The sequence below is a fragment of the Terasakiella sp. SH-1 genome (assembly GCF_004564135.1).
GTDB lineage: Bacteria > Pseudomonadota > Alphaproteobacteria > Rhodospirillales > Terasakiellaceae > Terasakiella.
In genome coordinates, this window is record NZ_CP038255.1 from 431,862 (window position 1) to 447,434 (window position 15,573).

A 15,573-nucleotide genomic window follows, 5' to 3' on the forward strand; every position below is an offset into this window, starting at 1 on the left:
GAATCGAGCCCACCTGAGCGGGAATCTATGCGCAAGATTCTTACAAGAAACTATAGGGGTCGATATCGACCTGTACACGCACGCTGCGTCCCGGTGCAGTTCTTTCCAGCCAGTCTTTCAGGATGGCTTGAATAGGGATGTTTTTATCTGTCTTGAGGAGCAGGCGACGGCGATGTCGTCCCCGGATCATCGCCAAGGGGGCAGGGGCAGGGCCAAGGGCAAGGATGCCCTGACCATGTGGGGCATTGCGCCCCAGTGCGTTGGCGGTTTCATCAACCAGCACTTCATCTTCACCGGAAACAATCAGGGCAGCGAGGCGGCCAAAGGGGGGCATGCCTGCGGTTTTGCGTGCTTCGGCTTCGCATTCAAGAAAACGGTCACGCAAACCCGATTTCAGGGCTTTCATGACTGGATGGTCCGGCATAAATGTTTGCAGCATGACAGTGCCGGGGCGATCACCGCGTCCTGCGCGTCCAGCCACCTGATACAGCAGTTGGTAGGTGCGTTCACTGGCGCGTAAATCTCCACCGGACAGGCCCAGGTCGGCATCGACGACACCGACCAGTGTAAGCATGGGGAAGTGGTAGCCTTTAGCCACCATTTGTGTGCCGATCAGAAGGTCGACTTCATGATCTTCGATCTTGCGGACCAATTCGGCAGCTTGTGCGGGGGAGGTCACGGTATCACTGGCGGCAACAATGGCGCGTAAGTCGGGAAAGGTTTCGGCCACTTCTTCGGCCAGTCGTTCTACACCGGGGCCGCAGGCTGCAAAATTTCCTTCTGACTCGCAGTTTGGGCAGCTATGCAAGGGGCGGGTGAAAAAACCGCAGTGATGACATTGCAGTTTCCCGGCCTTGCGATGTTCCACCAGCCAGCTTGTGCAGTTGGGACATTGCAGACGATGCCCGCAAGAGCGGCATAAGGTTAAAGGGGCATAGCCGCGGCGGTTGAGATAGAGCATGACTTGCTCCCCTTTGGCGACGGTCTCTTTAATCGCGTTGATCAGGCTGGGCGAGAGCCATTTTTGCCGTTCCGGTTTATCGAGTCGCAGGTCAACCGTTTCCACCGCAGGCAGGGGGACATTGGCATGGCGTGCAGGCATGTGAAGATTGTCGTAGCGATGATCCCAGCTGTTAACCACTGTTTCCAGCGAGGGGGTGGCAGAGGCCAGAACCACCGGGCATTTCCCCATCTGGGCACGCACGACGGCCATGTCGCGCCCATTATATATGACGCCTTCTTCCTGTTTGAAAGACGCATCGTGTTCTTCATCCACGATAATCAGGCCAAGGTCTTTATAAGGCAAAAACAGGGCAGAGCGTGCCCCGACCACCACATGGGCCTGCCCACGAATAATGGCGCGCCATGTTTTTTTGCGCATGGATTGGCCGATGTCGGAATGCCACACAGCGGGTTCTACACCAAAGCGTTTTTTAAAACGTTGCAGCCATTGGGACGACAGGGCGATTTCCGGTAGCAAGACTGCCACCTGTTTGCCTTTGGATAGGGCCATGGCAATGGCTTCAAAATAAACCTCGGTTTTACCGGAACCAGGCACGCCGTCTAATAAGGTGACATTAAAGCCATTCTCGCCGCCCGCCCGTTCGGTTTTGGCAACCAGATCATCGGCAGCGACTTTTTGTTGTTGGGCCAGTTCATAACCATCCTGTTGCCAGTTCGGTTCCTGAAAGGGGCTGGGGTCACTGATATGGAGTGAATTTAAGGCCCCAGCCTCAAGTAATCCTTTTAAGACGGAGGTACCGCACCCGGCCTCACGCGCAATGTCGCTGGCGGCCATGGGGGGCATACCCTCCATAAAAGACAGAACACGTTCACGGGCTTTGGTGAGTTTTAACCCGTCAGGCTGATGAGGTGACTTTATATAAGCAGTTTTTGGGGCAGGGTCAGAGAGGGCACCGGGCACCGACATGACCATTTTTAAAATAGAACCGGCAGGTTGCAGGGTGTAGCGTGTCACCCAGTCAATAAATTTGCGCGACGGGGCCGGAATAGGGGGCTGGTCCAGTTTTTCAATAACGTTTTTCAGTTTTTCAAAGGGCAGGTCTGGGTTTTCGGCTTCTAAGGACCAAACAACACCCGTGCGTTCACGCGGGCCCAATGGCACGGTGACAAAATCGCCTTCACTGACTTCGATACCCGGTGGTAGCGCATAGTCATAAACCCCGCTTAAGGGCAGGGGAAGAAGGACGCTGATGCGTCGTTCCTGATCGGCAAAAAGGGACACGTCTAACCTTGTCATCCTCGCGAATGCGGGGATTTGTAAAACCAAATGAAAAAGGCCCTTGTCTGCACAAGGACAACGAAAAAATGATATTATGCGTTTTTATGTCATAAAGTCTTTACCTTATCACTTTAAAACGGCAATTTCATAGAAACACCCTGTTCGTGAAATATAGGGGTCTCTTTTAATAAGGTCTTTGGAAAAAAGATTTTCGAAGATAACAAGAAATGTGGAGCTTCACTTATGAAATTTTTTGTTGATACCGCTGATGTAACCGAAATCAAGGAATTGGCCGATGTGGGCTTGTTGGATGGTGTCACCACCAACCCGTCTTTGATTGCAAAATCGGGTCGCCCGTTTTTGGAGGTTGTCGCAGAAATTTGTAAGATTGTGGATGGTCCGGTCAGTGCCGAAGTCACGGCCCCTGATTTTGAAACCATGATGAAAGAAGCTGACGTTCTGCGCAAAATCGCTGATAATGTCGCGATTAAAGTCCCGATGACGCGTGATGGCATTAAAACTTGTAAGCATCTGTCTGATGATGGCTGTCAGGTCAATGTGACCCTGGTGTTCTCTGCGGCTCAAGCCTTGCTGGCGGCTAAAGCCGGTGCGGCCTTTGTGTCCCCATTCATCGGTCGCTTGGATGATTTGGGACAGGACGGGATGTCCTTGATTGAAGATATTGTTGAAATTTATGCCAATTACCCGGACCTGCAAACCGAAGTTCTGGCAGCGTCTGTGCGTGGCCCACTCCATGTGGTTCAAGCGGCTCAAGCTGGTGCAGATGTGGCAACGGTTCCGGCTAAGGCCCTGTGGCAGTTGTTTAACCATCCGCTGACAGATAAAGGTCTGGCGGCTTTTGAAGCCGACTGGGCGAAAACAGGGCAAAGTATTTTGTGATCTGAAAAAAACAGATCAAAGATATTAAAGTAGTGTGAAAGGTTCAAGCATGTCTGGCGAAAAAGAGGGTTCAACAGGTCAACTCCCCCTGAGCGATCAGGATGTGGTGGTGTATTTGCAGAAAAATCCTGACTTTTTTGTGGAAAACAAGGCTTTGCTGGAAGTGCTTGAACTGCCTGCACGCTATAGCGGGGAACAGATTGTTGATCTTCAACATGAAGCCTTAAAGCGCTTGCGGGCCAAGCAGGACATGCTGGTGGATAATTCCCGTTCCAACATGTCTATCCAGATGGCGACCCATGAGGCGGTGCTGGCCATGTTGGAAGCACGCACACTGGATGAATTGATTGGGATCGTTCAGGATGAATTGCCGATTTTACTTGATATTGATATGGCGGCGATTGCCTTGGAAGGGGCTGTGGAAACGATTGATATGTCCGCTGAAGGTATGCCTGTCTTATTACCCGCTGGGGAGGTGCAAAGACGCCTTGGGGATCAGGATGTTTCTTTGGTGGCATCGGTTCAACCCGGTGATCCTTTGTTTGGGGCGGCACGTGATCTTGTGCGTTCTGTTGCCATTGCACGCCTGTATTCCACAGAAACAATGCCTGCGGGGGTGTTAATCTTGGGGGCACGGGATGAAAACTCATTTCATCCCCATCAGGGAACGGAATTGATTACCTTTATGGCGCGTGTGGCGGAAATTCTGGTGGAACGTTGGCTCAGTGCCAGTGACATGGATGAATAAAATTGGCGACAAGCAAGGAAGCTTTGGACCGTATCACATTTGATTGTGAACCCGCCTTAAAAGAGGCGGTTGCCAATTGGCGCACATGGCTGGAAAGCGAACGTCGGGCCTCTAAACATACGCTGGATGCCTATTTGCGTGATCTTTCCGCCTTTTTTATTTTTGCACAAAATCTGCTGGGGTATCCAGCCGGTGTGGAAGATTTACGCACCTTTACAGCAGCTGATTTTCGGGGCTTTCTTGCTGATCGTACGGAAAGCGGGATTGCGCGCAGTTCGATTAATCGACAGATGTCGACCTTGCGTAATTTTTTCAAATACCTAGATCGTGAAAATATCTTGCAAAACCCGGCTTTGGCTGCGGTGCGTACACCCAAGCAAACACAAGCGGTCCCCAAAGCTTTGAGCCAGCAAGAGGCCGTGGTCTCCATGGATGCGATTGAAGGGTTAAGCGATGGTGATTGGCATGAAAGCCGGGGATTATCCTGGATTGCCAAACGTGATGCAGCGGTTTTGACATTATTATACGGCTGTGGTTTGCGTATTGGGGAAGCCTTGAGCCTGAAACAAAAAGATGCACCGACCTGCGATGTAATGCGCATTGTCGGGAAGGGCAAAAAAGAACGTTTGGTCCCTGTTTTACCTTTGGTGATCGAAGCGATTAAAGCCTACCGCGAAGCTTGTCCGTTTGAGCTAAAACAACGTGATGCCTTGTTTGTCGGGGCACGGGGCAAGCCACTTGACCCCGGTGTGATCCAGCGTCAAATCCGCAAATTACGTCCCTTGTTGAATTTACCGGAAAATGCCACACCTCATGCGCTACGCCATAGTTTTGCCACCCATTTGTTGGCAGGCGGCGGTGATTTACGCACGATACAGGAATTGTTGGGCCATGCGTCCCTTTCAACAACACAGCGCTATACAGCCGTGGATGCTGCCAAGCTGAATGCGGAATACAAAAAGGCACACCCACGGGCGTAAAGAAGTTCTCGTTACGAGATTACTCGCGTTTTTCAGCCTGGTCTTTGTTTGTCGCATCACCAAAAAAGAACTGCTTGGCAAAAATCAGCATGAGGAAGACAGCCAGAAGTTCAGCAGCAAAGGCTGTGAGCAGGTCTTCAGTGACGACGAAAGTCACGAGAAAAACAACGGCCATAATGACCCAGGCAAGATATCTCATGAGAATAAGAACTCCTGTATGAAAGTTAGTCGGATGTGACCTGAAAGATCGTCATCTCGTGGTTAAAGAAAATCGCCCCGCTTAACACGCCATGCAGGCAGGCCCCGGTGTCCAGTCCGATGCGGTGGGGCTCCAGTTTGGGGCCGGGGATGACTGTATGACCATGAACAACAAACACACCCTCAGGAAAAGGGCCGTCATGATCCAAAAAGCCATCCCTGATCCAGGCCCAATGCCTGGGGTGTTGGGATAAACGGTCTGAACTGAAATTTTCTTCCAGCGTTTTTTGAGGGTCAACACCAGCGTGAACGCATAAAATGCTGCCACTGCGATAAAAGGGATAAAAGTTTTGAATATAATCAATGCGTTCTTGGCGAAGCGCCTGTATCAGGGCCTTTTTATGAGAGGCTGCTGAGATATCGGCAATGGGCGGAATTTCAATTTGCAGATTTTCCAAAGTTGAGAGACCGCCATTGCCACGCCACATCCGCCATGTCGGGCGATAGGCCGCATCACTGGCATTTAAAACACGCAAGAGAAGCTGTTCGTGGTTCCCTAAAATCGGGATGATATTCCAGTCATCAATGCCTTCCCGAATATAGTCGATGACTTCGATGGCGGCGTCACCACGATCAAGAATATCACCTAATAAGACAAGGTCGACTTGCTTGGCATCCTGGGGAAGAGATTTGCGAATACAGGGAATGGCTTTTCGCAGCAGGTCATAGCGCCCGTGAATATCCCCAATGGCGACAAGACAAACATCTTTGTCCGGTGTACCGGGGATCGGGAAGGGTTTTCTAACAATTTCCACGTAAGCGCCTTTTAAAACTCAGCTTGTTGTGCTCTGACTTCGACCACTTTCTTACTCGCTTCAATGGCATCATTCAAGGTTTCAATGCCACGGGCTTTCAGCATGGGGATCATACGCAGGAAAATACCGGCTGTCACCAATGCATCGCCAATGGCAGTATGACGTCCTTCAATTTCAATACCGAAACGTTTGGCAATGTCATCCAGTGAATGTTGATCTGTATGATCATGTAAAATGACGGACAGCAGAAGGGTGTCAAGAACAGGTTGGTCAAAAGAGATATTGCAATCGTCTTTTTTGAGTTCAAGAAATTTCATGTCAAAGGCTGCATTATGGGCAACCAGAACGGCCTGATCGACAAAATCATGGAATTGGGGCAGGATGATTTGTGCGGGTGGTTTGTCTTTGACCATTTCATCGGTAATGCCATGAAACTTGATGGAAGCCTTGGGGATTTTACGCTTGGGATTGACCATGCGGGCAAAGGATTCCCCTGTTAAAATCCGGCCATTCACGATCCGCACACCGGCAATAGCGATGATTTCATCGCCTTGGGAGGGTTTTAATCCCGTGGTTTCCGTATCGAAAATAACAAAGGGCAGATCGCTTAAGGGGCAATTGCCCAGTTCATCGGAAATAGCGCTGGGCTGATTGAGCAAGCCGAAATCATAAAATTCAGGTCGTGCGGGAAGTTCCTCACTGGTGCGGTCCGCAATGGGGCGATGGGCGGCCAACATAGGCAGGCGAATACGTGCCCGTGTGGCGTCAATGCTTTCACTCCACATGGCACAGCGATGATGTTCCAGAATATCGCGCAGGCTCATGCCGCCGATGGATTCTTTCAGATTGATATCGAGCCAGCTGTCGATTTCAGCCGAACTTAACGGCATTCCTTCCCAGATGATATCTATATGGATGCGATCTTCCCGGCTGGAACTTTGAAGATCGAACTCTCCAGCTCCTGTAGCCTGATGGATATTATGAACAATTTGATCCAGAGCCAGCAACAGGGAATGGCTGTCGCCATGCAGCCAGCAGGGAATCCCGGTCATGACAGCTTTGATGTTTTGCTCGTCACTCAATCTGAGAGAGACAAGGCTGAGTAAATTGGCCGAATAAATATCGGCCATGGGCCAATGGCTGGTGGCAAGGCCGTGATATTCGTTGGCCAGTTCATCAATCCGGGCAGATAGGGAAAGGCTTTCTTTTAGAACAACCTGTTGAAAACGCTCGCGCAGTTCAGGTGCCATCTCCTCAGGGGTGTTGAGCATTTCAGCAGCAGCACGCAGGTTGGCAACAGGCTGGCGCAAGCCTTCGGTGGTCTCGCGCAATAAATGGTCCCGTTTCCCAAGGGCCGTCAGGTCGTCGGTGACATCTTCAAAGGTCAGAACATAGCTTTGCGGGATATGTTCATCCGGGTCCAATGTCAGGGTCATGCGTGCTTCCAGCGTATAGCGCCCATCACATGTGGCGCAGACAAACGAGGTGCTTAACCCTTCTGGATGGTTGTGGTGGCGTTTTTCAGCCAGCCGGTTGCGCAGGCGACGCAAGCTGTGCATGAGTGGCGGGCGATCAATCACGCTGAACAGGGAACGCCCCAGGCCAATATCACCACTGACATGCAGTAAAGACAGGGCCTTTTGGTTATAAAGCAGAACCTGATTATTCAGATTGCAGATAATCACTCCTTCGTAAAGGTCCTTTAAGACCGTTTCCAATGTCCGTTTTTGTTCGTTTGTTTGGGCTGTGGCATCGCTGATAGCCTTATCAACTTCGATACGTTGTTTGCGATATTGACGGGCCAGATCACGCACGGTTTCTGGCAGGTGGTCCAGATAACGCCCGGAATTGACTTCGATGGAATGATCGTGATTGCTGTGCAAGATCGTTTGAATATCGCGGATCAAGCCTTGAATAGGACTGGCGATATTGATGTCAAAGAGGACCCCAATGGCAATAATGCACAGGGTACAGAGAAGCCCCGCGCCCAACCCAAAGAGAAAAAGCGAAGTGGCCGGGTCGTTATGTGTTTGAATATGATCAAAGGCAAAACTGAAGGTCAGGGCAATCACAAGCGTGATGCAAACGCATAAAAGGGCAAAAAACAGAAGGGTGCGTACACGAAGGCTGAGTTTTGAAATGCGTCTGAGCATATTCCCCACTTGTCAGAGACGTTATTTACACGTCTCCTAACAGCTCCTTTACGCGTTTTGTCAGTTCACTGGTTGAAAAAGGTTTGGTGACATAATCATTGGCACCTAAGGCAAGACCTTTTTCTTTTTCAACTTCACGGCCCTTGGCGGTCAGCATAATGATTGGAATTGCGGCCCATTCTTCAGATCGGCGCAAGGTCTGGCAGACGTCATAGCCGTCACGTCCCGGAATCATGAGATCAAGCAGAATTAAATCCGGTGTTTTTTCCACAACAGATTCCAGTGCTTCGTTGCCATCGCGTGCAATGCGCACGTCATAGCCGGCTTGTGTCATCAGAAATTCAAGTGATAGGACGATATTGGGTTCATCATCCACAATCAGGACCGATTTGGTCATATTGGTTTCGTGCCTCCCGAAAGTATTCTTTGGATTTTTTATAATCCTTATTTTTACATCATAACATGTTTTTATGCACATGACATAGCGATGTAGTCCTGCTAAAAGACAAGAAACTCTGTTTCTCATTCTTACTATGGATATAAAAGCACGATGGCTTCCTATCAATACGTATATGTCATGAAGGACCTGTCCAAGGTCTATCCGGGCGGGAAGAAAGTTGTTGAGAATGTATTTCTCTCTTTCTTACCGGGCGCAAAAATCGGTGTGTTGGGTCACAACGGGACGGGTAAATCTACCCTGATGAAAATCATGGCGGGCCTTGATACGGAATATAATGGGGAAGCCTGGGCTGCCGAAGGGGCAAAAGTTGGTTACCTGCCACAGGAACCTCAGCTTGATGCGACAAAAACCGTTGCTGAAAACGTGATGGACGCATTGGGTGATGCCAAGGCTGACCTGGATCGTTTCAATGAAATTTCTGCCAAATTCATGGAACCCATGGACGATGACGAAATGAATAACCTGCTGGCTGAACAAGGTGAATTGCAGGAAAAAATTGATGCGGCAAACGGTTGGGAAATCGAACGTACGATCGAGATTGCCATGGATGCGCTGCGTTGCCCACCGGGTGACTGGTCTGTGGATAAGCTTTCTGGTGGTGAAAAACGCCGTGTGGCCCTGTGTAAGCTTTTGTTGGAAAAGCCTGACCTGCTGCTACTTGACGAACCGACCAACCATTTGGATGCAGAATCGGTTGCATGGCTGGAGCGTTTCCTTGAAACATATGAAGGTACTGTTGTGGCCGTCACCCATGACCGTTACTTCCTGGATAATGTGGCAGGCTGGATTCTGGAATTGGATCGTGGTCGCGCTATTCCGTATGAAGGCAACTATTCTGAATGGTTGAAGCAGAAGCAGAAGCGTTTGGAGCAAGAATCCAAAGAAGAAGCTTCTCGCCAGAAAACACTGGCTCACGAAATGGAGTGGATCAAGCAATCCCCGAAAGCGCGCCAAGCCAAATCCAAAGCCCGTATCAAGGCTTATGATGAACTGCTCAATAAAGATATTAAAGAGCAGATCAACAATGCCCAAATCGTTATCCCGCCAGGGCCGCGTCTGGGTAATGTGGTTATCAAGGCTGAAGGTGTGGCTAAAGGGTTTGACGATAAACTGCTTTATGAAAACCTTGAATTCAACCTGCCAGCAGGTGGTATTGTTGGGATTATTGGACCAAACGGTGCGGGTAAGACAACTTTGTTCCGTATGATCACAGGTCAGGAAACACCGGATGCCGGGACATTCACGGTTGGTGAAACGGTGAAGCTTGGTTATATCGACCAGTCGCGTGACAGTCTGGATGACAATAAGACCGTGTGGGATGAAATCTCCGATGGTTTGGATGTGATTGAATTGGGCAAAGGCTCGATGGCGTCACGTGCCTATGTATCACGCTTTAACTTCAAGGGTGGCGACCAGCAAAAGAAAGTTGGTCAACTGTCTGGTGGTGAGCGCAACCGTGTACATTTGGCAAAAATGCTTAAAGAAGAAGCCAACGTGCTGTTGCTCGATGAGCCGACCAACGATTTGGACGTGGATACACTGCGTGCACTGGAAGAAGCTTTGGAAAATTTCGCGGGCTGTGCGGTGGTGATCTCACACGATCGCTGGTTCCTTGACCGTATTGCCACTCACATTCTGGCCTTTGAAGGCAACTCTGAAGTCGTGTGGTTTGAAGGAAACTATGAAGATTATGAAGCCGATCGCAAACGCCGTTTGGGTGCCGATGCTGATCAGCCGCACCGTATTAAGTTCAAGCCGTTGACACGCTAGTCAGGCTGAATAAGCGAATAAAAAGAAGGCAGCTTTCGGGCTGCCTTTTTTATTTTGGGGCTGACCCAGATAAAAGTGAGGGGCGAACGTTAGAAATTCATGCTTTATAAATGGCTTAACCATATTAATTAGAGTATCTTTATTTCCACTTTAAGTTTCTTCTAACTCTAAGCTTGGTGTCGGTTCTAAACGTGCGATTTATATCTATATCTCCAATCACCAAATTGATTGCTTTCATGATGGCCTTAGTTGTTATTGCCGTTTTCTTTATCGGCAGTAAGTGGCTTCATATTGTCAATTATTATGGGCCAATCGTTAAGACCACTTATGAAATCAGAAACAATCTGGTTGAAGCTCACTTATGGTTTGAAGAACTTATATCGGGTGACAAAACAGTTTCGTTGGAAAGTGTGTTGGATATTGTTGATCGCTCAATCATCAATAGTGATCTAATTCTTGCTGGTGGGGCCATAGAGTCGGGCGAAATTCAACCTCTCACAGGGGATGAACCGCGTCTTCAGTTTAAGGCTGTTTTATCAGACCTTCAGGTTTTTAGATCGGTCATTCTGAAACGTCATGCAAGCCGTTTGTTATCTTATACAGGTTCACCGATTGACCAGGAGTTTGACGAGCTTTTTACTGATATTCAAATGCAGCTCAAATCATTTAATCTCCAGATGCAATCAGAAGAACATAATTACAGGCAACAGATTGTTACACTCTCGCTGTTGGTTTTAATTCTTTTATTTTTGGGGGCTCTTATTAGTGCGGTGTTGATTTCTCGTATAGAGAAAAAGCAAACCGTCCTCGCCTCTGGTTTGAAGCAGGCGCAAAAAATCGCACGGCTTGGGAACTGGTCACTGGATTTGAAAACCAATACTCTGGAATGGTCAGATGAAATATTCCAGATTTTCGGAACAGATAAGACTGAGTTCTCGCCAGATTACGAGGCGTTTTTGAATACGATCCATCCTGAGGACCGTGCTTATGTTAACGAACACTATAAAGGTGCCGTTGAGGGGTGTTTTTCCTATGATATTCAACATCGTATCATTCGACAGGATAATGGTGAAACGCGCTGGGTTCATGAGGTGGGTGAACATCAACGCGACAGTGATGGCAATGTGATTAAATCCGTTGGGACAGTACAGGATATTACAGAACAAAAAGAAGCCGAATTACAACTGCGTGATGCTTTAAAAGACGCAGAGCGTATGCATGAGGCCGAAGCTGCCAATAAGGCGAAGTCCCAGTTCTTGGCTGCGATTAGCCATGAACTTCGTACCCCTTTAACAGGAGTTCTTGGTTTTTCAGATTTGCTTTTGGATGATAATATCTCCGCAGAAAGTAAGCTTAAGGTTGAGCGTATTAAAAATTCAACCAGCTCTCTTTTGCGTATTATTAATGATGTTTTGGATATGTCTAAGCTTGAAGCTGGTAAAATGGAGCTGGAGCGACTTGATTTTGATCTCAGGGGAATGGTTGATGAAGTGGCGAGTCTATTCAGTAAAAAGAGATCAGGGGAAAAGGATTTAGGCTGGAATATCAATATTTCTGACAAGATCCCCTCTTCTATAAACTCAGACCCAACCCGTGTGCGCCAAATTTTGGTCAACCTGATGGGAAATGCTTATAAATTTACCCCGGCAGGTGAGATTTTAATTCGATGCGAACAGGTTAGGGAGAATGACGAGAGATCTTTCCTGAAATTCACGATATCTGACACAGGGATTGGTATGGATGATGCCACGCTTGGGTCCATTTTCACAGAATTCACACAAGCTGATGCCTCTATTTCCCGTAAATATGAAGGAACGGGGCTTGGGCTGACGATCACCAAGCATCTGGTTGAACTGCTTGGTGGTCAAATCGGTGTGGAAAGTGTTGTTGGTAAGGGAAGTACATTTTGCTTTACCCTTCCTTTTGTGGAAGGCAAACCTGTTCAACAAGACCGCCATCATTCAGGTACAGATTATAAGGCAGTGCGAAATTTGAATGTATTGCTTGCTGAGGATAATCGTATCAATCAAATCGTGATTCAGAAGTTTCTTGAGAAGTTTGGCCATCAGGTCAGTATTGCCCATAACGGGGTTGAGGCTGTTGAAATGCATAAGACAAATGAGTATGACCTTATTTTGATGGACGTGCGCATGCCTGAAATGGATGGCCCCACTGCAACACGAATGATCCGTTCCTTAGGGGAAGGGAAAGAAGAGATCCCAATCATTGCCGCAACGGCAGATGCTGTTGTAGAGCATGTAGAAGGCTATTTTGAAGCCGGTATGGACGCTTATGTCAGTAAGCCATTAGACTGGGGGCAGCTTGTTCTAACGATTAACAAAGTAATGGATGAAGATGTCCATATTTTAAAAATGGATGGGGATTGATATCCATTTCAAAAGTAAGAAGGGCTCACGCTTTGATCGCTTATTTCAAGCGAAATTCACACCACATCGTAACGTTAAAATTAACGTGGTGATTTGAGAGAACGCATAAGAGTATGCTTCTCCTTCATAAAAGGCGTAGGTGGCCCAAGGACTGTAAAATTAATCTTGCAGCAGCTTCATCGGGTTATTGATGAATTCACGGTAATGGCGCACTTCGGCAACAGGTAAGCGGAAGGTTTTACCGTTGACCTTGCGATAGCCGTGATAATGACCAATCAATTTATTGTAGCTGATGAAAGCATCATCAAAAAGCCAGACCTGCACACAGTCTTTATCAAAGACAGGAGGTAATTTTTCCAGTGTTGTTGTGAAATTGTCTTGAGGTTCTGCAAACTGATGTTTTTCGTCAGTTGCGATCAAGTCCATCAAGTCTTGTACAGCAGCTTCGATCTGGGCGCGATAGCTTTCTTCTTCCACATCTTCAAGAAGGTCAAACAAGAAGTCTTGTGCAAGCTCAGCCCCGTACATTTCCAGTAAGATATGCGGGTTGAGATCATCTGTGGTCATCAGCACGTTGCTTCCTCATGGTTGTTTACCTTTAAACAGTATGAAACGTGATGAGATTTAGGTCAAGCCACTGCGTGTACTCTATTGGGATAAAAACTTATACGTTTGTGCTATGTACTACGTATGTCCCCTTATGGGTAATGTTTAGTTTAAGTTGAGTTTTGCTGTTTCACGTACAAGCGCACGATAAAAAATATGGCGACCGATCTTGGCGGTGCGTGTCATTTTATGGGCCCAGCTTGGGTTGACGTAATCGGCATGATACCACAAGGCATTGGATGTAGGGTCAGTATAGATACCGGCCAGATAGAGGCGGGCCACCTGCTGAGCATTGCGCCAGGCTTCCAGTTCTTTCGGGGTATCTGTTTTACCATCGCAATACCAGGAAAACTGACAACGGTGCAGGCGGGCGCTGCGGCTGTGTTTCACAACACCGCAGATGGTATCGGGGAATTTTTTGTTGGCAACACGGTTCATCGTGACCCCGGCAACAGCCAGTTGACCGTTCAGAGATTCTGAACGGGATTCCCAATAGATATTGAGGGCAAGGCACCGTAGTTCGCTGGTATCGACCACCAGGTTATGGGAGGTAATGCTGTTATACTGGCGGGCAAAACTATCAGCTTGCGAGGCCGGGCGTTTGTCCTGATGATATTCATCCCAGGGGATAAAGCCTGTAACACCCAAAAAAAGGCATAGACTTACTGTCGTGATTGTCAGTAGTCGTCCCAAGGGCGTAGCCGTGAGTGATGTCATCGAACGCATGTATCTATCCACATCTGTTTCAGTTACAGGTCCGACGATTGGGCAACCAGCACTTTCAGGTTGATTGCGTCTCAGTTAGGCGTGACCTATTTTTATTTTTCGAAGATCACCAAGGGGTCGGACAGCATTAGCGCCTCTTATGCGCGGGGTAGATATATGAAAAACTGCAGATGAAGTCAAGATTATGTTGCGTTGCAAAAATAGCACAGATTAACCATCTGATATTGCATGATTTTTAAAGTATGCGTAGAGTTGTCAAGCTTTTAATAATCCTAAACTGCTTGTGTCATGAGTTTTGAATATAACCCTCCGGCCGATTTGCCTGATCCGCTATATATTGATGATTTTATTGTAGTTGTGAATAAACCTAGTGGATTACTGTCTGTTCCCGGGCGTGCGCTGGAGCATCGCGACTGTTTGGAAACACGCTTAAGGGAGAGTTTTTTCTCGATTCAAACCGTTCACCGTCTGGATATGGATACATCCGGCGTGATGATTTTTGCACTGCAAAAAGAGGCGCATCGGATTCTGTCCAAACAGTTTGAACTCAAGCAAACATCCAAGAGCTATGTTTGTCTGGTTGATGGTTATGTGGAGCAAGAGGAAGGAGAAATAAATTTACCGCTGAGGTGTGACTGGCCCAACCGCCCGTTGCAGATGGTTGATTTTGAACAGGGGAAAAAAGCACAGACTTTTTGGCGTGTATTAGAGCGTTGTGAAGAGGGGATAACGCGGCTTGAATTGACCCCGATTACGGGGCGTTCTCATCAATTACGTGTGCATTGTAAGGAGTTGGGACATCCTATTTTAGGCGATCGTTTCTATGCCCCGCAAACCGTTGTCAAAAAAGCAAAACGCCTGTGCTTGCATGCCCAGGCGCTTGAAATTTTCCATCCACAGACAGAAGAGATAATGAGGTTTGAATGTTCGGCTGATTTTTAGTTTGTTGCTTGATCAACACTATCAATCAATTGAGCTGTCTTATTCTTCAGCGCATCAATCAACCCATTGACCTTACCGCCATTGCGTTTGATGACAGAGGCAAATTCAGAACGTTGGGTCTGGCTCATGCTTACACCAGCAATGAGAACATCAACAACCTTCAGATTCCCTTCTTTGTTCGCCTTAACACGCCAGTCAACAATGACAGGTTCACTGGTTGTGGGGCGATCAATCTTGGAACGTACGATCGCATCTTTGTCATTTTTTGCCATGGATTGGGTGACTTTCAGGGTGATATTTTTCCCTGAGTAATCTTTGAAACGGTTGGCGTAGGTGACAATGATGAAATCTTCGAAAAGTTTGAGATATTCTTCTTTTTCCGCAGGTTTCGCCTTTCGCCAATAACGTCCCAGAACCCATTTGCCAATGGCACGTACATCAAAGCCATCGTTTAAGATCATGCGAAATTCTTTTTGCAGGGCGGCATCATCTTCAATCGTGCGGAAAGAATGCATGGCTTTGTCAGCCATCGTTTGGACAAAACCCTCAGCCTCTTTGGCAAAATCTTTCGCAATGGCACCTGTTGCATTTAATGTTAAAAATGCAGATAGAAGGGCAATGGTAAAAAAACGACGTGTCATCATTA

General features: G+C 47.9%; 14 protein-coding genes. 6 read left to right on the forward strand and 8 right to left on the reverse strand.

Annotation, left to right across the window (positions count from 1 at the left end):
• Positions 1-40: 40 nt before the first annotated feature.
• Positions 41-2,245 carry a primosomal protein N' gene (locus E4K71_RS01970; protein ID WP_240796859.1) on the reverse strand — a complete coding sequence of 735 codons (2,205 nt, stop codon included), beginning with the start codon at positions 2,243-2,245 and terminating at the stop codon, positions 41-43.
• 240 nt (positions 2,246-2,485) lie between these two features.
• Here E4K71_RS01970 and fsa point away from each other — a divergent pair, with 240 nt between their 5' ends.
• Genes fsa through E4K71_RS01985 form a run of 3 tightly spaced genes read left to right on the forward strand, consistent with a single transcriptional unit; the run spans position 2,486 to position 4,870 of the window.
• Positions 2,486-3,142, forward strand: a complete 657-nt coding sequence (gene fsa, locus E4K71_RS01975; protein WP_135075789.1) for a fructose-6-phosphate aldolase — start codon at positions 2,486-2,488, stop codon at positions 3,140-3,142.
• A gap of 49 nt (positions 3,143-3,191) precedes the next feature.
• On the forward strand, positions 3,192-3,890 hold the full coding sequence (locus E4K71_RS01980; RefSeq protein ID WP_135075791.1) for a DUF484 family protein: 699 nt from the start codon (positions 3,192-3,194) through the stop codon (positions 3,888-3,890).
• A gap of 2 nt (positions 3,891-3,892) precedes the next feature.
• Positions 3,893-4,870, forward strand: a complete 978-nt coding sequence (locus E4K71_RS01985; protein ID WP_240796860.1) for a tyrosine recombinase XerC — start codon at positions 3,893-3,895, stop codon at positions 4,868-4,870.
• 19 nt (positions 4,871-4,889) lie between these two features.
• Here the strand turns inward: E4K71_RS01985 and E4K71_RS01990 are convergent, their stop codons facing one another.
• The 4 genes from E4K71_RS01990 to E4K71_RS02005 are packed head-to-tail and all read right to left on the reverse strand — an operon-like array spanning position 4,890 to position 8,433.
• Positions 4,890-5,069, reverse strand: coding sequence for a hypothetical protein (locus E4K71_RS01990; protein WP_135075794.1), 180 nt, complete (start codon positions 5,067-5,069; stop codon positions 4,890-4,892).
• Positions 5,070-5,094: 25 nt separating this feature from the next.
• Complete coding sequence (locus tag E4K71_RS01995) at positions 5,095-5,883, reverse strand: metallophosphoesterase (protein ID WP_135075796.1); 789 nt, start codon at positions 5,881-5,883, stop codon at positions 5,095-5,097.
• Between the two features lie 11 nt (positions 5,884-5,894).
• Positions 5,895-8,036: an exonuclease domain-containing protein gene (locus tag E4K71_RS02000; RefSeq protein ID WP_135075799.1), complete on the reverse strand. Its 2,142-nt coding sequence runs from the start codon at positions 8,034-8,036 to the stop codon at positions 5,895-5,897.
• Between the two features lie 25 nt (positions 8,037-8,061).
• Complete coding sequence (locus tag E4K71_RS02005) at positions 8,062-8,433, reverse strand: response regulator (RefSeq protein ID WP_135075802.1); 372 nt, start codon at positions 8,431-8,433, stop codon at positions 8,062-8,064.
• 153 nt (positions 8,434-8,586) lie between these two features.
• Here E4K71_RS02005 and ettA point away from each other — a divergent pair, with 153 nt between their 5' ends.
• Both ettA and E4K71_RS02015 read left to right on the forward strand, forming a co-directional pair.
• On the forward strand, positions 8,587-10,266 hold the full coding sequence (gene ettA, locus E4K71_RS02010) for an energy-dependent translational throttle protein EttA (protein ID WP_135075805.1): 1,680 nt from the start codon (positions 8,587-8,589) through the stop codon (positions 10,264-10,266).
• 236 nt (positions 10,267-10,502) lie between these two features.
• The gene (locus tag E4K71_RS02015; RefSeq protein WP_135075808.1) at positions 10,503-12,653 is read left to right on the forward strand and encodes a PAS domain-containing hybrid sensor histidine kinase/response regulator; all 2,151 of its coding nucleotides are present in this window, start codon (positions 10,503-10,505) and stop codon (positions 12,651-12,653) included.
• Between the two features lie 159 nt (positions 12,654-12,812).
• Here the strand turns inward: E4K71_RS02015 and E4K71_RS02020 are convergent, their stop codons facing one another.
• Both E4K71_RS02020 and E4K71_RS02025 read right to left on the reverse strand, forming a co-directional pair.
• Positions 12,813-13,220: a hypothetical protein gene (locus E4K71_RS02020; protein WP_135075811.1), complete on the reverse strand. Its 408-nt coding sequence runs from the start codon at positions 13,218-13,220 to the stop codon at positions 12,813-12,815.
• Positions 13,221-13,364: 144 nt separating this feature from the next.
• Positions 13,365-13,985, reverse strand: a complete 621-nt coding sequence (locus E4K71_RS02025) for a cell wall hydrolase (protein ID WP_135075814.1) — start codon at positions 13,983-13,985, stop codon at positions 13,365-13,367.
• 288 nt (positions 13,986-14,273) lie between these two features.
• Between E4K71_RS02025 and E4K71_RS02030 the strand changes: the two genes are divergently transcribed.
• Entirely contained in the window at positions 14,274-14,927 is a 654-nt protein-coding gene (locus E4K71_RS02030) for a pseudouridine synthase (protein ID WP_135075817.1), read from the forward strand.
• Here E4K71_RS02030 and E4K71_RS02035 read toward each other — a convergent pair.
• Complete coding sequence (locus tag E4K71_RS02035) at positions 14,924-15,571, reverse strand: ABC transporter substrate-binding protein (RefSeq protein WP_135075820.1); 648 nt, start codon at positions 15,569-15,571, stop codon at positions 14,924-14,926. The two genes, E4K71_RS02030 and E4K71_RS02035, sit on opposite strands and share 4 nt — an antisense overlap.
• Positions 15,572-15,573: the final 2 nt, after the last annotated feature.